Genomic DNA, 18,807 nt, shown 5'->3' with positions numbered 1-18,807 from the left:
GATCTTTATTAACTGAAAATAAAAAAAGCTAAAAGAATTTCTTCTTTTAGCTTTTTTTTTAGAATAAATCATTTAATGCACAAACGGCATTATCTTCTAACTCAATCATTTCTCCGGCACGTACTGTGATAATTTCTGTTTCATCAATACATTTTTGCACTAATGATTCGAAATCAAAGTTTTGTTCAAACTCAATACATTTTTCTAATGAAGGGTTTGTTGCAGGATGTTCCGGAACAAAGACCGTACAGCAGTCCTCATATGGACGAATTGAAATATCATAAGTATCGATGTGTTTCGCAATCTCAATAATTTCATTTTTATCAAGTGTCGCAACTGGACGAATAATTGGCATATTCGTAACCGCATTGATGGCATACATACTTGCTAAAGTTTGTGAAGCAACTTGTCCTAAGCTTTCTCCATTTGCTAAAACTAAAATTTCACGTTTTTTAGCGATTCCTTCAGCAATACGATACATCATACGACGCATAACTGTCATGGTATAGCTATTTGGAATGTTTTCATAAATAGCTGTTTGTAATTCAGTAAACGGAACAACGTGTACGTTAATTTCATCTACTGGCGCATAATGTGCATTTTTCTCCATTAAGTCTAATACTTTTTGTTTTGATCGAACTGATGTATACGGTGGTGATGCAAAGTGAATCGCTTCAATTTCAACTCCACGTTTTTGCATTAAATATCCCGCTACTGGGCTATCAATTCCACCAGAAATCATTAAAAGACCTTTCCCACTAATTCCAACAGGGAATCCACCTAATCCTTTAATATGTTCTGCCATGATGAATGTTCCTTCACGACGAACCTCAACAAATACTGTCACATCTGGATGATGAACATCTACCGATAAATGTTCAGTATTAATTAATAAGTGAGCTCCCACTCCACGTGAAATTTCACCTGAAGTCATTGGAAATTGTTTTTGAGCGCGCTTTGTTTCGACTTTAAATGTTGTAGGAACTTGTGGCATTTCTTTAATAATCTCTAAAGCTAATGCTTTCATAGCATCAATATCATTTTCACAACGAGCACATAAGCTATATGACTGTAATCCAAATACTTTATCTAATTGCTCTGTCACTAATTCTGGCGCCGTTCCATTTAAAATAATATAGAAACGATCACGTGTGATTTCATACGTAATGTTTTCTAACGAACGACATTTACGACGGATAATACGGTGTAAGGCATTTTTAAAATACTTACGATTCTTTCCTTTAATTGATAATTCACCATAGCGAACTAATATACGGTCATAAATCATTTCATCATTTCCTTCCTCATTTGTACAACGACAAGTTTTAGTGCATTTATGAATTGTGTCGCTTCTTCAAGTGTTGACGTATTAGCAAAGCTTAATCGTACGCTATCTAAAGCCACCTCTTCACTAACTCCAAGTGCTAGTAAAATTCTTGATGCTTGAGCAGACTTTGACGAACAAGCTGATTTAGCAGAGATATAAACATCATGTTCCTCTAAAGCATGAACTAATGTTTCCCCTTTAATATTCTCAACAGCAAAATTAATAATGTATGGTGTTAATTCAGGATAGCAGTCATTTACCGTTACTCCGTCCATCGCTTTTAATTCTTTTACTGTATAGTCATATAATGATTTAACATGATTATAATTTGCATTTAAAGGTTCAATCGCTAATCGCAAAGCTTTGGCTAAAGCTACTGCCCCTGCTACATTAATCGTTCCTGAACGAAGGCCATACATTTGATGACCACCTGTAATTTCAGGAACAAGTTTTAAATATTGATTCATTACGAGAGCTCCACACCCTTTTAAGCCATGAAACTTATGAGCAGAGAATGATAATAAATCAATATTCATTTTATCCATATCAACAGGAATTTTCCCTACACTTTGAACAGCATCAACATGAAATTTTATTTTTGGATATTTTTTAATTAATTGTCCAATTTCATAAATTGGGAAAATCATTCCCATTTCATTGTTAACATGCATACAAGAAATTAAAATCGTATCTTCACAAATTGCTTCTTCAATTTGTTTTAAAATTTCTGTTTTAGATTTTTTTACATCAATGAAAGTTACGCGAAAACCTTCTTGTTCCAGGTCTTCGGCTGTTTCATAAACTGAGGCATGCTCCACTGGGGTTGTAATGATATGACAACCACGATTTTTATAGGCATGACAGACACCACGAATGGCTAAATTATTACTTTCTGTTGCACCAGATGTAAAAATCACTTTATGTTGCTTAGCATTCAATAAAGATAAGGTTTGTTTTTCTGCTTGAATTAATAGTTGTTCAGCACGAGCTCCAAAGGCATGAAGTGAGCTTGGGTTTCCCCAGAAGTTCTGATTAACTTTTGTAAAAGCTGTCAACACTTCTGGATCAACTGAAGTGGTCGCGCTATTATCTAAATAAATCATGGTCATTCTCCTTCCGACATAAACATCTCACGCCCATTTTAAACGTCCATTCTTACTACTAATCTCACTATAAATTAGTGTATTTCACGTTTCGACATTATACCACATTTATGATAGAATCACAAATGACGATTTTCGTAAACGTCTATGATAAATAAAATGGTCATTCTATGATTTGTTTACATTATAAAATATGAGGAAATAAGGAGCTTTGCGAGAAAAAAATTAATTTCCTCCACTACTAACATATGTTGTCTTACGGAAAAAATCTCTCTTTATCGTTATTATCTCCCACTTAAACTGAATTATTTCCATTTCACTACTTCAATCGTTTCAAATAAAAAAGACTATCTATCAAAGTTATCCTCCTTGTATAGATAGTCTCCCCATTTACTTTCTATAATAAATAACAATCTAATTCTTGTTTAAACTGATCAAATGTAAAATCAAACGCTGAACCTTCTAATGTTTTAATTAAATCTTTCATGTTATGAATCACTGTTTCATAATTTCCTTGTCTGAATTGATCTTCTGCAATCGTTAAATCGACCACGTACATGCCTTCACGGCCAATATAACGATGTCCATAAACCATTAAACGCTCTGCTAATTTTAATTGCTGAACCTCTTTTTCAACTTTAAAACTGAGCATTTGAATCATATCCTCAGCGGTTTTTAATTGCTCCTCAATCGCCGTAATATTAATTGGCATTTGCCCAATCGTCTCAAATAATGACATCATCATTTGATTCGCTGAGCCCATCATTTGTTTTATCTCGTCATTCTTAACTGGTAACTTCACTTGTTGATAGTATCCTTTTAAATCATTAAAGGCTTTTAATAACTTAAGCGCACGTTGACGAGCCTCTTTTTCCCCCGCATATAAGTTTTCAATTTCATGTTCAAATATGTTTAACTGTTGTTCAATCTCATCCATTTGATTTAAAATCTCATCTAACTCACGACAAAGAATTGAATTGGCCGTTTGTTTTTGTTGCGCATTTTTTTCTAAAAATTCATATTTATTCGTGATAATTTTAACCTCATTTAAAATGAAATTAAAGTTATCTTCATCTTCTTCAGGTAATGTATAATTTGATTTGATATTATCATAACGTTGACTTAAATGATCGGCCTGTTTATTCATTTTTGAAATGGACTCTTTAACTTCTTTTAATCCAGCCGTTAAAGAATCTTGAATCTCTAATTCCTTTTTCATGAATGTAATCATTTGTTTCGCATCTTGACTCATTTCCATCAAGCGTGTTTCGATTTGCTCAAATTCAAACTGTTTAATTAAATCCGTCATTTGTGATAACTGTTCTTTATAAATCGATATTGTTTCTTCAATTTCTAAATGTTTTAAATAGACACCTGACTGTGTTAAGTTTTCATAGCTTTTTAAAACATCTTTTAATAAAGGTCGAATCTCAGTTTTAATACTCGTTAAATAAATCGGTACACGATCAAAAATAATCGTTACTTTTTCCATCTCTATTTTAATCGTCGCAATGGTTTCATCTGCTACATCATAATTACAATCTTCCATACATTCATTAAATTTAAAAAATAAACTTTCAATGTCTTTAAATAACTGTTTAATTTCTTCTTTAAATTCAGTAAATTGATCAATTTCCCCCTCATATTGAATCTTTAACTGTTCAAAGTGTTCTTTTAACCCTAAGACGTTTGAACGACTACGTTCTTCTGATTTTTTTAACTCTTTAATTTCATTTAATAAACCCTCAACCTCTTGATTGAGCCCCTCTAATTGTTGATGCGTCTCCTCTAATAATTCATCAACCTCGGAAAAGCTACGTTGTGACACCAACTCTTCCGCATAAATAATTTGTTCCGTGACAGTAATAAATTGTGCTTCTAATTTCCCCCAACGTTGTTCCCATTGTTGCACCATTTTTACAATGCGTTCACTCTTTTTTGTACTGCGTAACTTTGCTAACTCAAACGGTACCGTCTTATTAGATATCTCATGTTTGAAATAATCAAGCTCATCGATTTTCGTATAATACTGTTTCTTCTTTGAGACAATAATGATTGAATATAATAATACAGTCACGAGAACAATGACCATTACAATCAAGAGTATTAACTTAAAATCTCCCATAGTATCCTCCATCACGATTATTAATAATTATTTTTTATCTTACAATAATATCATAATTTAATCAAAAAATCCTATTCTTTCTATGTTTTTCTTATATTTTTTGTTATAATTTTCTCCAACTTATAGATTAAATCTCAGGGGGAATTTAAGATGTTTCAAAAAGAAGCTTACACTGGAACTTTAGAAGAAAATTACGAACTCGTTTTAGCACAATTAAAAGCTTTAATTGCAGGAGAATCGGATTTAATTGCAAACCTCTCTAATGCATCTGCCTTACTAAATGTATTTTTAGAGGAAATTAACTGGGTCGGATTCTATCTCGTAAAAAACAACCAACTCGTACTAGGACCCTTTCAAGGACTACCAGCCTGCATTCGTATTCCATTTGATAAGGGAGTTTGTGGTTATGTTGCAACAACAAAGCAAACTGCATTAGTTCAAAATGTTCATGAATTTGTTGGCCATATTGCTTGTGATAGTGCAACCAACTCTGAAATTGTCGTTCCGATTATTAAAGATAACGAATTAATGGGGGTCCTTGATATTGATAGTCCGCTTTTGAATCGATTTTCAAAAACCGATCAACATTACTTAGAAAAATTCGTTCAAATTTTGGTTGAATCACTTATTTAAACCTTTTTTTGTAGAGATTAAATGGTAAATGTATGAGATAGGGATTTTTTGTTGACAATACAAATGAAAGTTGATATTATACTTGAGTGCGTATATTAAAGGCAGCTGTTTATCAGACTATAACGTTTAGATTAAACCTCAGTAAAGCTTGGCTTGGCTGATGGCATATCGTATAACCTTTTGGCTGCAAAGGCGAGGATATGAGATTTTAATCTATCTTATAGGTAAAGATAAATTTTCTCCTTTTTTGATATGCAAAATCAAATTTCTTACAAATTAAAGGAGGTATTAGCATGGCTCGTTATACTGGACCAAGCTGGAAAATTTCTCGTCGTTTAGGATACTCTATCTTAGAAAACGGAAAAGAATTACAAAAACGCCCTTATGCACCTGGGCAACACGGACAATCTCGTAAAAAAATCTCTGAATACGGATTACAATTACAAGAGAAACAAAAATTACGTCATGCTTATGGAATGACTGAGCGTCAATTCCGTCGTACATACGATAAAGCTGGTAAATTAGCAGGTAAACATGGTGAGAACTTCTTATACATGTTAGAATCTCGTTTAGATAACTTAGTTTATCGTTTAGGATTAGCTGCGACTCGTCGTCAAGCTCGTCAATTAGTAAACCACGGACACATTACTGTAGATGGAAAACGCGTTGATATTCCTTCTTACTCAGTAAAACCAGGACAAACAATCTCTTTACGTGAAAAATCAGCTAACTTAGCTGTAGTTAAAGCGTCTTTAGAGGCTACTATCCACCGTCCAGACTTCGTAACTTTCGATGAAGCTACAATGACAGGAACTTATGTACGTTTACCAGAACGTTCAGAAGTATTCGCTGACATCCACGAAAACTTAATCGTAGAGTTCTACAGCCGTTAATCTTTAATGGCTCATTAAAAAAGACTTCGGATTTTCCGAAGTCTTTTTTTTATTTTACTGGCTCATATAATTCCTGTAATAAAGCCATAAAAATTTGAACGCGTTTACTCAAAACAACGCCATCTTTTGTCACGTAATAAAATAATCGTGATAATTGATATCCCTCATCTTCTAAATACTCAATTCCCTCAAACTTTTGTTTCTTCATTAACGTTGAAGTAAAGGTAACTGAGGGTTGCTGTCTGAGCGTTTCTTTAATAATATAGTTACTCCCCAGAATAATTCGACGATACGGTGTAATTCCATAATTCTCTAAAAAGAAATCAGTTCTCTCTCTCGTCCCTGATCCTGACTCTCGTAATAACCATACTTGCTCATTAAAAAACTGATGATAGTGTTCTGGATTGTTTGGAGGAACTAAACTACTCGTGTAGGCTACTTGTAGCACATCCCGATAAAATGGGACTCGATTCAATTGATCACTTTCTATCTCAGTTTCAACTAACCCAATCTCAAGCTCTAATTGATTCACTTTATTTAAAATAGACTGACTATTTTCAATGGTAACTTCAAAACTGAGGGCAGGATATAACTTAGATAACTCTCCAAGAATAGAAGGTAGCAGATACTCTCCAATCGTCAAACTAGCTCCAATTTTTAGGGTTCCTTTAACTTCCATTGCGTGTGATTTAATTTCATTAATCATATCATCATACTGATGAACAATTTCTTTTGCACGTTTAAATAAAATTTCCCCATCTGATGTTAATAAAAAGTTTTTTTCTTTATTAGATCGCAAAATAAGTTTGGTATCAAGTTGTTTTTCAAGTCCTAAAATATGCAAACTAACTGCCGGTTGTGATAGGTTTAACTTCTTTGCCGCCTTTGTAAAGTTCTGATTTTCGACTACCTGAATAAATGATCTTAATTCATCAATCATATTTGACACCTCTATTATTATTTTTACTTATTGTTAGCATTATAACAATTAATTTTACTTATAATAAGACCTGTTATATACTAATAACGTAGAACTTAGATGAAGGAGCGTTTTAAATGAAAACTCGAAACTTTATGCAACAAAAGTTTGTAAACGTTAAAGAGCTATTACCTGGTCTTATTGTCTGCATTATAATCGGGTTAATTTCCAAATACGTTGGAACCTTTGTTCCAGCACTCGGAGGTGCGACGATTGCGATTTTACTCGGCCTATTACTTGGGAATACAGTTTTAACACATAAAAGCTTCTATAAAGGGGTTCGTTTTTCAGAATCTAACTTACTTTCTTACTCTATTGTTTTATTAGGCGGAACTTTAAGCTATAAGGTTATTTTACAATTAGGTGTTTCAGGTGTTAGTTTCATCGTACTACAAATGATTTTAACCATTATTTTTTGTATCCTTGTTGGAAAAAAACTTGGATTCTCAGAAGATTTCCGCTTATTAATGGCAGCAGGTAACGCTGTCTGCGGATCTTCAGCTATTGGAGCGACCGCACCTGTTATAAAGGCAAACGACGTGGATAAATCTATTACGATTACATTAGTTAACTTAACTGGAACCATCTTAATGATGATTTTACCCTTTTTAACCTCTATTCTTTATGGAAATGAAACCATTAAATCATCAGCTTTAATCGGAGGAACCTTGCAATCAGTTGGCCAAGTTGTTGGAAGTGGTTCAATGGTTAACCATGATGTGTTACAATACGCGACCATCTTTAAAATTGTCCGAATTATTTTCTTAGTATTTGTTATTTTATCATTTGCTAAACTGAAAAAAGATGAAGAAAACCATGAAGCAGAATTACATCATCAACAACCAAAAGCAAAAATTAAAATTCCATGGTATGTCATTGGATTCTTTATCATGTGTTTCTTATTCAGTGTTGGAATCATTAATGAAAATATATCACATGGATTTAAACAAATTAGTAACTATTTAGAAATCTTTGCATTGGCCGGAATCGGAATGAGTGTTAAATTCAAAGATTTAATGAAAGCAGGCGTCAAAAGCGGGATTTACTGTTTATTAATCGGAATTGCCCAAATTATGATCGCCGTTGTTTTAATCGGGATTTTACTATAAAATTTTTAAAGGCACCTCATGGTGTCTTTTTTTGTTATCTTATTATGAACCTACTGACAGATAAAAAAGTTTTTATTGTCCTTTTCTTTCTCAATTGATACTAGTCTTAACGGCAATGGTGGCTGTATTTATTTTTTTCTTCTGACACTAAACGAAATCATCACATAAAAAAATCCGTTTAATCAAACGGATTCTTTCTAATGAATCTTTCACGATAGATGGATTTGAGTCGGTATGACGACCCTTTATAGGGAGAACCTAACCTCTCAAAGAGAGAAATCCTCCACTGTTAGGGTGATTCGTTAAAGATTTTTACGCTATGAAAAACTTAACGCTACTTATATATTTTAGTCGATTCGATAATTGAGGAATCCCATATTCATTTCATGATTTCTTCTTGTTAAATCTTGCTTACTTTCAATCTGATTTGACCAGCTCACCGCATAGTTCAATTCAATAAATCCAGCTAATGATACTTTGAAATTTGTTTCCCAAAGATTATTCATCGGCCATGAGTAAAGTTCATAGTCAGTCGCCTTCGTATACTTAGGATGATATAATTTTTTTGCATTTTCATATCTTAAGGGGGACGTATAAATTAATGGGGTGTCCGGCATGGCGATGCTCATTCCATAACTGCCTTTTTTTAATCCAACCCCTTCTTGAACCAAGTAATAATCACAATTTGTTCCCAATAATTGATCTTTCTTCAATTGAACAGTACATCCTGTTTTCTCTGCAAATAAGTCCATTTTTTGCTGATTATAAGCAAAAGGTAGCGCAACGTAGAGACTTTCAGGATCCCAAACACTCATCTTGTTTAGAATAACTTGAACCTCAACTTTACAAATATCATGATAAATTTTAAGCTCGACCTTTGCGAGTGTTGTTCCCTCTAATTCTAAATCCAGTTGAATCTTTCCATAAATCTCTCCTATTTCATTGATCGTAATCTGTTTAATGTGTACATAATATACCTCATGATTTGCTCCACGCATATTCCGCCCGAGTCTTGAACGCACGCTATATTGATCCGATGTCGTTTGAGAGTAAGCTTTTGAACATTCATAAATAGGCATAAATGCACCTGTTTCAGATGAGGGATCTAGCAATTCCACCTGATTTACTTTATCATACCAACTTATAATTCCATGTTGTTTGTTCCACGAAATTCTTACATGCCCATTCTCATAGGTCTGATCATACTTAATAACAGCTCTTTTATCCTCGTATAAAAATATATCATCATACCCTTGGACACAGGCTGATTCATTCTTAATTTTGATATAATGCACTGGATGCTCTCGTCTTTCCACCCAAAAGGTTCGTTCTTCATTCGCTTCTAATGTGGCAATAAAATGGATTGCCTCTCCTCTTGGCTGACGTTCAATTTGAGTGGCATATTCATTTCCTAAATCATCAACGACGACATTAATCAAATTTGAAGTTTCCCAGTAATCTAAAAATAATTTTACACACTCGGTGACTGTTCGCGAATGAGGATTTATCACTTTAAACTTTGGCTCTCGATTTGGTTTTAAACTCGTCATCCCTCTTGCCTCCAGAACATTTAAATAATTTCTAATCGCTAATTCATGCGCACGTGCAGCATACGATGATTTTTTGTAATCCATTAGGTTAACCAGTGAATTCCAAGGATTTGTAATCGAAGCAGAATGTCCCCATGTATGTTCCGCATACAACATTAACATTTCTTCACATTCATTAACTAACTTGTTGTCACACAGATTTTCATCTATCATCTTTGTCATTTGTAATAAACGTTGTGCTTCTTTATAGACTTTTACCGCGTTTGGTGTACTTCCTACACCAAACGCCCACCAATCTGGCCAATCCCCTCTATATGTTTGGATTTCAACCTCACTCGCCCTGACACGATCAAATAATTCCTCAAGCGTCGACATCTTAATTATAACTTCATGCGAAAAATTCTCATTCCACCACTGTACAAATTCCAATACCTCAAGATTAGCTGAACTATTATCCGTTGGGAGTCCATGAACGGTAATCGGAACAAAGTTATATTCATAAGCTTGATCCTCTAATGATTTAAGGTATCGATACATACGTTTATGCCCATATTCTTTTAATTTATCTTGCGTAAAAGAATCTCGAAGTTCATCCTTATGAACATATGATCCTGTTGCTGTTTTTACAATCCCAAACTCATTCCCAAAGTGATAATGCTCCCCATTCCAGACTAACACTTTATTCCCCTTTTCGGACTCCCAATAAAAAGGCATTAACTTCCTAAATAAAGGATACATTCCATGATGAGTATGAACACAGGATAATAAATTTTCAATTCCATTCTCAGCTAGTGCATCAACAAATCCCCAAGAATAACCGTTAATATCGGCTGTCATGGCACATCTAACCTCTTTTTCAATGCTCTTTCCATAATCAACAGATTTTTTGATTTGATTCTTTAATACCTGGTCATCAATTAATTCTGTCATATTTAAATAGCTTCCCGTCAGTTCAATTCCACCATTTTTCACACATGTTTCAAAACGCTTTCTCCATGATTCATCAACTCTTCTTAAAAAAGTTTCAACACCCCAAAAGGCCTCACATACCCATTTAAAATCTTTCTCTTTTCCCTGAACTCTTAATCCCTCTAAAATCTCAATGACTTGTTTAATAAAGTTCACATGATAAAACTCAATCACTTCTTGACTTTGCGTATATCCAATATCAGTGTGTGTATGATGAATTAATAAAACTTCCCATTTTTTCGTTAATTTTATTTTTGACATATCAGTTCGCTCCTTAGCCTCTTTGATAGATACATTTTTTTAATATTATAAATCCCTCTAACACTCTCTCTTTTCATTAAGCGCTATCTCGAATATAATCTTATTATAATAAACTATGGTAAATATCAAATAATCCAGAACGAATAAAAATTTGACCTATTGTGCAAGGAGCTATTATGGGAATTGATAAATTTTATATCTTTAATTTAGTATCAGATATTTTAATTCAGGAAAAATTCGGTCGCTTTGTGATAACCATTAAACCAGATAGTCTATGTAAATTTGATCAGATCTCTCCAACTAATAAGGTACACCGTCACGATTACTACGAACTTTGTTTTGTGATTGAAGGAACAGGAGAATATCTTCATGGTGACAAACTTTATAATTTAAATAAAGGCGATATTTTTATCTGTAACCCTCTTATTGAACATGAGATTAGGCTCAAAGCTTCCATTAATGGAACTTATTCATCTGAGCTTTATTTAATCTTTTTTGTGATTACCCTTGATTACATTCATGCTATTTCACCTACTCATTTTCCCTCTATTGAAGAAAAAATTCTTCATTCTTTTACTCAGCAGCATGAAATAGTTGTTCATCATTGTGATCACATGTTTTCTTATATCGATTTTTTAATGAACCACATCGGGCCTAATACGCTAAATAATTATGGCATTTACAATATGATGAAAACAATGGCCTTCGAGGGTTTATCTTTATTATGTTCCAGTCAAAATAGCCATCCTCTCGATGCGAATCGCTATCCAAGTGAATTTAATCAATTGCTCATGTTTATCGAAAGTAATTTAAATAAACCCATTACCATTCAAGATTTAGCTAATGCTTCTTATATGTCCCATCGAAATTTACATTATCTCTTCAATAAATATGTCCACAAAACGCCAAAAGAATATATTAATACTCGTAAGATTAATCTCGCCAAGCTCTATTTACGAATGAACTATAAAGTAGGCGAGGTTGCCTTACTTGTTGGAATTCAAGATGTGGGTCAATTTAGTCGTCTCTTCAAAAAACAATGCGGAATTTCTCCTAAAGCCTTTCAACAATCAAAGGTAAGTTAATTCATAAAAAAAGAAATCGTGAAAAAATTAAACTTTTCTCACGATTTCTTTTTTTTGACTAAACGTGTTTAATTAAGAAATATTTCTTCTTACCACGGCGGATGACTGTAAACTTACCACCAATTGCATTTTCTTTTGATACAATAAATTCTAAATTATTAACTTTTTCTCCGTTAATTAAGATTGAATTATTATTGATGAATTCACGTGATTCACGTTTTGAGCTAGCCGCTTTAGCAAACACTAAGGCATCCACTAAGTTAAGATCTTCAGCTAATTCAACTGATGGAACATCTTTGAATCCAACTTCGATTTCTTCAGCAGTTAATCCTGCAAGGTTTCCACTGAATAAGGCTTCTGTAATTTTTAAGGCTTGTTCGTAAGCTTCAACACCATGAACTAAAGTTACCACTTCACGTGCTAATACTTTTTGTCCATGACGTAAATGTGGTGCTTCTTTAAATTCTGCTTCTACTGCTTCAATTTCTTCTTTTGTTAAGAATGTGAAGTATTTTAAGAATTTGACAACATCTTCGTCAGCTGTGTTGATTAAGAATTGGTATAACTCATATGGAGATGTTTTCTTACGATCTAACCAAACAGCTCCACCTGCTGTTTTTCCGAACTTTGTTCCATCCGCTTTTGTTACTAATGGCATTGTTAATCCAACTGCTTTTTCTTCATGTCCTAATTGTTTACGAATTAACTCAAGTCCAGAGGTAATATTCCCCCATTGATCCGATCCACCAATTTGTAACACACATTTTTTGGTTTCATATAAATGTTTGAAATCCATTCCTTGTAAAATCGTATAAGAGAATTCAGTGAATGTCATCCCTTTATCTAAACGTGAACATACAAGGTCTTTCGCTAAAATATAGTTAACATTAAAGTATTTCCCAACATCACGTAAGAAATCAAGCATATTAACATTTGAAGTCCAATCATAATTATTTACGATTTCAGCACCATTTGCTTCAGTCTCATTGAAATCTAAGAATTGAGATAATTGTCCTTTAATACTGTTAGACCATTTTTCAACTGTTTCTAAATTACTATCTGGACGTTCAACCGAACGACCTGATGGATCCCCGATTAATCCTGTTGCTCCTCCTACAAGAGCTAATGGTTTATGCCCTGCTAATTGGAATCGTTTTAAAATTAAAATCATTAATAAATGTCCAATATGTAAACTATCTGCTGTTGGGTCAAAACCACAGTATAACGTGATATTCCCTTTCTCAACTAACTCATCTAAAGCATCAAAATCCGTACAATCATTAATTAACCCACGCCATTGTAGGTCTTTTAAGAATTCATTTTTCATTTCATTCACCTCTTCAACAATATTTTGAAAGATATAACTTAATCAGCAGCCTTACAATGCTTCAAGCAATCAAATAAATGGATCGAAAACCCTCAGGACAAGTTGTACTAAGCTCTTATCCTAAAAATGATTCATTCCTAGTAGTAGGGCTCAGCTACACCTCGCCTAGAATATACGGATAACACACGCCCGAGGCGGTGTATAGTTCAGCTAAGTCGCTAACGCGACTAGCTGAGGACAACTAACAGCCCTTCGTGGGAATATCTAATCTTCGCAAGATATTCCAAACACTCAGGATAAGTTGGACTAAGTAATCGAAGATTACTAGTCCAACTAAAAATCCCTCCACTCTACGTATTGTAGAATGAAGGGACGATTATAGTCGCGGTACCACCCAACTTGTTAGATCAAAAAGGTTTTGATTTAACCACTTGATTTGATAACGGATTGTTTCCGGTTCATTTGAACATGCTCCAAGATTGTAATTCGATTTCATTATTGCCTTAGTTCTCACCGTCCACTAAGTCTCTGATACTGCATTTCAATGATTTCTACTGTGATCTTTTCATTGCATTATTATTTATCTTTTGACTGGATTATAACAAAAGCAGTCGAGCATTGTCAACCTTATTTTGTTGTATTACGCCATACAAATGAGTGAGGTAACGTGATTTGTGTTTCTGTTACTTCTTCCTCTTTCATTAACTTCGTTAATAAACGCATCGCAACTGCCCCAATATCGTATGTTGGGATATTGATTGTACTTAATTGAGGACGTGACATAATTGCATATTTTGTATTTTGGAATCCGATAATTTCTAACTCATCTGGCACACTAATTCCATGTTCAATGGCTGCATTCATAAACATAACAGCAACAGAGTCACGAACAGCTAAGGCTGCATCAGGTGCTTGGTTATTGGCAAAGAATTCTTTGAATGACTCTAATGAGTTTTCAAATTTATTGTATAAACCTAAGATACGTGGTTCAAGTCCCGCTTCAGCTAAGGCACGACGATATCCTTGTTCTTTTAAATCATTCATTGCATAATATGAACTTGACGTAATAAAGGCAATATCTTTATTTCCATTCTCAATTAATTTTTTAGTTGCTTCATAAGCCGCTAATTCATAATTAATTAAAACGGCTGGGATACGCTCATCTAAATCTTTAACTGATAATAAAACCGTTGGCACTGTATCATTTGCTAAACGTGTAATTTCCTCATCACTTAAACGATCGGCCATCATTAAAACACCGTCTACTTGAGAAGCAATCATGTTCTGCCAAACATTTGCTGCAATATCTAATTCATTATGTGTTACATTTAAGAACACTGAATAACGATATTTATCTGCGATATCAGCCACTCCATCAATCATTTCTGATACTGATGCACGAGAACATGTTGGAACAATTAATCCAACGTTTGTTGAACGACGACTTGCAAGTCCACGTGCAATCGCATTTGGACGGTATCCTAATTCATTGATTGCAGCTAAAACACGTTCACGAGTTTTTGGCTTTACTTTTTCTGGGTTATTTAAAACGCGAGATACTGTTGCTAGTGAAACATCCGCAACACGTGCCACATCGTAAATCGTTACTTTTGACATAACATCACTCCTAAATGTAAATTTTTCCTGTACCTATTTATCATTTTACCTTACACACTTTTCGTTTGCAAGCGTTAACATGCCCTTTATATTTCGATACATAGACAATTTTAGCGAAAATAAAACTATTTCGCAATAATATAATGAAAATTTTCATAAATAAACCGTTTGCTTTTTGAAAACTTATTCTATTATAGGCAGGAATGGGTTTTCATATTCTATTTTGAAAGATTTTTATAAAAATCATCAAATTCTTCCAAACTCATTTGTTGCGCAGCATCCGATAAAGCAACGCATGGATTCGGATGAACCTCTGCCATGATTCCATCTGCTCCTACCGCAAGTGCCGCTTTGGCAATCGGTAATAAAATATCCTTACGCCCTGTTGAATGAGTAATATCAACAAATACTGGTAAATGTGTTTCTTGTTTTAAAATTGGAACTGCAGAAATATCTAATGTATTACGAGTTGCTTTTTCGTAAGTACGAATTCCACGTTCACATAACATAACATTTGGATTTCCATGCATTGTAATATATTCAGCAGCATTAATGAACTCTTCAATCGTTGCACTTAAGCCTCGTTTTAATAGCACAGGTTTATCGATTTGCCCAACTGCCTTTAATAACGAGAAGTTTTGCATATTACGTGCTCCAATTTGAACCACATCTAAATAGGGTAAAGCTTCTTCTAAATCTTTTGCATCCATGATTTCACTAACCACGCGTAACCCATATTTTTTTGCTGTTTCCGACATAATTTTCAACCCTTCGACTCCTAAACCTTGGAAATCATATGGCGATGTACGTGGCTTAAATGCACCTCCACGGATGTATTTTAAACCTTTGTCTGCTAAATTCTTAGCCACGAGCTCCATTTGTTCTTTTGATTCAACGCTACATGGACCAAAAATCAGAGTTTGAACATCACCTCCGACCAAGTCACCTTGAACATCAATCACCGTATCATGAGCTTTATTTTTTCGAGATACTAATAATCCTTTTTGACTATTATCTTCTTGTAACTTCACACTCAACTTAAAGATTTCTTTAAAAATATGAACCATCATTTCATCCGTCATCGGTCCATTATTTTTAGCTTTTAAACTTTCTAAAATTTGATGTTCACGAATGGGATCATATTTTTTTAATCCTTGTTTATCTTTTTCGCGTCCTACTAATTCTACAATAGCAGTACGTTCGTTTAATAACTCAAGCATTTGTAAATTAATTTCATCTATACGATCTCTAAGCTGTTTTAGATTTTGATTTGTCATGTTTTCACCTCATCTGTCATTACTATTTCTATTATAACCAACTTTTCTGTTTTTTGAAAACTTTTCACTAATATTCTCATCAAAATAAAAAGAAACAAGTCGAAACTTGTTCCTTTTTAGGTTTTGATAATTATCCGCGTAACACAGCATCATGTTCTGCTGTTAAAGCATCTAATACTTTTTGATGTGTTGGTTGTAAATCTTCGTCTGTTAATGTTTTTTCACGATCTAAGTAGTAAAGTGAAATCGCAACAGATTTCTTACCTTCTTCTACTCCCTTACCTTCATAAATATCGAACACTTCAACTGTTTGTAATAATTTATTAGCAGCCTTTTTAATCGTTTGAACTAGGTCGTCAGCTAACACTTCACGATTTACCACTAAGGCAATATCACGAGTCATCCCTGGATGTTTAGCGATGATTTCATATCCAGGTTTTGATGTTTCTAATCCGTATAAAGCATCTAATGATAATTCAAAAACATATGTTTCATTTAAATCTAATTCTTGTTGTAAGGCAGGGTGAACTTGACCGACTACTCCAACTGTTACATCATTTACTAACACAACCGCACTACGTCCTGGATGGAAGTCTTTATATTCCGTTGCATCAACTGGACGATAAGTAACATTTAAATGACCCATTTCAGTTAATAATGTCTCAACATATCCTTTAGCTACAAAGAAGTCAACATTTTCAACTTTTCCTTGCCATTTATTTTGGATTAATTGTCCCGTTACCGCACCTGAAAATTTCGTTTCTTCTACGTAATCCCCTTCAGTTTGTCCGTATACTTTACCAATTTCATAAATTGCAACATTAGCCATTGTACGAGCATTGTTGTAACGAACGACTTCTAATAATCCTGGAATTGTTGATTGACGTAAGTAAGCACGCTCTTCACTCATTGGCATTGATAACTTAACGGTTTCTTTTACATCTGCTGGTAATGATAAGAATTGAGTCGCTTTTTCCTCACTTGTTAATGAATACGTAATCACTTGTGTTAGCCCACATGCTTTTAACGTTTCATGAGCACGGTTACGTACTAATTGAATTGGTGAATATCCACCTTTAATATCTGTTGAAGGGAGGGTTGTTGGGATTTTATCGTATCCATAAATACGCCCCGCTTCTTCAATTAAATCTTCAACAATTGTAATATCTAAGCGTCGAGATGGCACATGAACTGTGAAGACTTCACCATTTAAATCATAAGTAAATTGTAAACGAGACCAAATTGATGCCACTTCATCCGTTGACATGTTTGTTCCTAAAACTGAGTTAATTTTTTCGGCTGTAATCTCAATGTCAACCGCTGTTAATTCAAATCGATCATCTGCCACGATTCCTTGGCAAACTTCACCATTTGCAAGCTCAGCTAATAATGAAGCTGCACGATTTAACGCTAACTCGACACGTTGAGGATCAATTCCCTTTTCAAAACGAGCTGACGCTTCAGAACGTAATCCTAAGCGAGTTGCTGTTTTACGAACTTGAAGACGATCAAACATTGCAGATTCTAATAAAACAGTTTTTGTTTCATCGGTAACCTCTGTATTTTCTCCCCCCATTACGCCGGCAATCGCAATTGGCGTTTTTCCGTCTGTAATGATGATATCTCCTTCAACCAATTCACGGTCTTGACCGTCTAACGTTTTAATTGTTTCACCATTAACAGCTTCACGTACAACAATTTCTTTTGACGTAATCGTCTCATAATCAAATGCATGTAATGGTTGTCCCATTTCTAACATGACGAAGTTTGTGACATCGACTACGTTATTTTTCGGACGCATCCCTGCTGCGATTAACATCGCTTGTAACCATTGTGGAGATTCCTTAATTTCAACATTTTTCACCACGCGTGTTAAATAAGCTGGTGATTTTTCTGTGTTAGATGTTACTTTGATTAAATCTTTAGCTGCTTCTGCTACTTCGTTAACAGAAACCTCTTCAAATTTAACCTCACGTGATAAAATAGCTCCAACTTCGTAAGCCACTCCATACATAGATAAACAATCCATACGGTTAGGTGTTAATCCTAATTCAATAACCGTATCATTGAATTTTAAATATTCTAATGCATCCATTCCAACCGGTGCATCATCCGCACAAACGAAGATTCCTTCAGCATAAGCTGTTGGAACTAATTTTTGCTCAATTCCTAATTCTTTTAATGAACAGCACATTCCGTTTGATTCTTCACCGCGTAATTTAGAACGTTTAATTTTGAAGTTTCCTGGTAAAACAGCTCCTGGTTTAGCGACAATAATTTTTTGTCCCGCAGCTACGTTTTTCGCTCCACAAACGATTTGAAGAACCCCTTCTTCTCCTCCAACATCTACTTGGCAAACCGATAATTTATCGGCATTTGGATGTTGAACACGTTCTAAAACATGACCAATAACAATATTTGTTGCATCTGATAAGATGTTTACTGATTCTACTTCGATTCCTGTGCGTGTAATACGCTCTGCTAATTCTTTTGGATCAATATCGCTAATATTGACATATTGATTTAACCAATTTACTGAAACTAACATGTTA

The 18,807-nt window shown here is 34.1% G+C and carries 13 protein-coding genes and 1 other annotated feature; of the genes, 4 read left to right on the top strand and 9 right to left on the bottom strand.

Going from position 1 to position 18,807, the window contains the following annotated elements; genetic code table 11:
* Positions 1–58 precede the first annotated feature (58 nt).
* From thiI to HLK68_RS09685, 3 genes are all read right to left on the bottom strand, one after another.
* Positions 59–1,288, bottom strand: a complete 1,230-nt coding sequence (gene thiI / locus HLK68_RS09695) for a tRNA uracil 4-sulfurtransferase ThiI (RefSeq protein ID WP_006785358.1) — start codon at positions 1,286–1,288, stop codon at positions 59–61.
* Positions 1,285–2,430, bottom strand: a complete 1,146-nt coding sequence (locus HLK68_RS09690) for a cysteine desulfurase family protein (RefSeq protein WP_006785357.1) — start codon at positions 2,428–2,430, stop codon at positions 1,285–1,287. Before HLK68_RS09690 ends, thiI begins: the two co-directional genes overlap by 4 nt.
* Positions 2,431–2,827: 397 nt before the next feature.
* On the bottom strand, positions 2,828–4,555 hold the full coding sequence (locus tag HLK68_RS09685; protein WP_006785356.1) for a septation ring formation regulator EzrA: 1,728 nt from the start codon (positions 4,553–4,555) through the stop codon (positions 2,828–2,830).
* A gap of 150 nt (positions 4,556–4,705) precedes the next feature.
* Here HLK68_RS09685 and HLK68_RS09680 point away from each other — a divergent pair, with 150 nt between their 5' ends.
* Both HLK68_RS09680 and rpsD read left to right on the top strand, forming a co-directional pair.
* Positions 4,706–5,188, top strand: a complete 483-nt coding sequence (locus tag HLK68_RS09680) for a GAF domain-containing protein (RefSeq protein ID WP_009607152.1) — start codon at positions 4,706–4,708, stop codon at positions 5,186–5,188.
* Between the two features lie 293 nt (positions 5,189–5,481).
* Positions 5,482–6,081 carry a 30S ribosomal protein S4 gene (rpsD, locus tag HLK68_RS09675; protein ID WP_009607141.1) on the top strand — a complete coding sequence of 200 codons (600 nt, stop codon included), beginning with the start codon at positions 5,482–5,484 and terminating at the stop codon, positions 6,079–6,081.
* A gap of 49 nt (positions 6,082–6,130) precedes the next feature.
* On the opposite strand, the gene HLK68_RS09670 is transcribed toward rpsD, so the two are convergent.
* Entirely contained in the window at positions 6,131–7,021 is an 891-nt protein-coding gene (locus HLK68_RS09670; RefSeq protein WP_006785352.1) for a LysR family transcriptional regulator, read from the bottom strand.
* A 116-nt stretch (positions 7,022–7,137) separates the two neighbouring features.
* On the opposite strand from HLK68_RS09670, the gene HLK68_RS09665 reads away from it, so the two are divergent.
* Positions 7,138–8,169 (top strand): YeiH family protein, encoded by a 1,032-nt coding sequence (locus tag HLK68_RS09665; RefSeq protein WP_006785351.1) that lies wholly within the window; start codon positions 7,138–7,140, stop codon positions 8,167–8,169.
* A gap of 347 nt (positions 8,170–8,516) precedes the next feature.
* Here the strand turns inward: HLK68_RS09665 and HLK68_RS09660 are convergent, their stop codons facing one another.
* A complete protein-coding gene (locus HLK68_RS09660) occupies positions 8,517–10,949 on the bottom strand; it encodes a glycoside hydrolase family 38 N-terminal domain-containing protein (RefSeq protein WP_132942670.1) in 2,433 nt (810 codons plus the stop codon).
* A 176-nt stretch (positions 10,950–11,125) separates the two neighbouring features.
* On the opposite strand from HLK68_RS09660, the gene HLK68_RS09655 reads away from it, so the two are divergent.
* Positions 11,126–12,034: an AraC family transcriptional regulator gene (locus tag HLK68_RS09655; RefSeq protein WP_132942669.1), complete on the top strand. Its 909-nt coding sequence runs from the start codon at positions 11,126–11,128 to the stop codon at positions 12,032–12,034.
* Positions 12,035–12,092: 58 nt separating this feature from the next.
* Here HLK68_RS09655 and tyrS read toward each other — a convergent pair whose 3' ends face one another.
* The 4 genes from tyrS to pheT form a co-directional block, all read right to left on the bottom strand.
* Positions 12,093–13,361 (bottom strand): tyrosine--tRNA ligase, encoded by a 1,269-nt coding sequence (tyrS, locus tag HLK68_RS09650; RefSeq protein ID WP_006785348.1) that lies wholly within the window; start codon positions 13,359–13,361, stop codon positions 12,093–12,095.
* 365 nt (positions 13,362–13,726) lie between these two features.
* Positions 13,727–13,939 (bottom strand) — a binding site (T-box leader).
* A 49-nt stretch (positions 13,940–13,988) separates the two neighbouring features.
* The gene (locus tag HLK68_RS09645) at positions 13,989–14,978 is read right to left on the bottom strand and encodes a substrate-binding domain-containing protein (RefSeq protein ID WP_006785347.1); all 990 of its coding nucleotides are present in this window, start codon (positions 14,976–14,978) and stop codon (positions 13,989–13,991) included.
* A gap of 218 nt (positions 14,979–15,196) precedes the next feature.
* On the bottom strand, positions 15,197–16,255 hold the full coding sequence (locus HLK68_RS09640) for a bifunctional 3-deoxy-7-phosphoheptulonate synthase/chorismate mutase (RefSeq protein WP_009607146.1): 1,059 nt from the start codon (positions 16,253–16,255) through the stop codon (positions 15,197–15,199).
* Between the two features lie 130 nt (positions 16,256–16,385).
* Entirely contained in the window at positions 16,386–18,803 is a 2,418-nt protein-coding gene (pheT, locus tag HLK68_RS09635; RefSeq protein WP_132942668.1) for a phenylalanine--tRNA ligase subunit beta, read from the bottom strand.
* Positions 18,804–18,807: the final 4 nt, after the last annotated feature.

Source organism: Turicibacter sanguinis, assembly GCF_013046825.1.
In the GTDB taxonomy this organism is placed as follows: domain Bacteria; phylum Bacillota_I; class Bacilli_A; order MOL361; family Turicibacteraceae; genus Turicibacter; species Turicibacter sanguinis.
The sequence above is the reverse complement of the archived record's forward strand: the minus strand, read 5'-3'. Positions and strand labels throughout refer to the sequence as shown.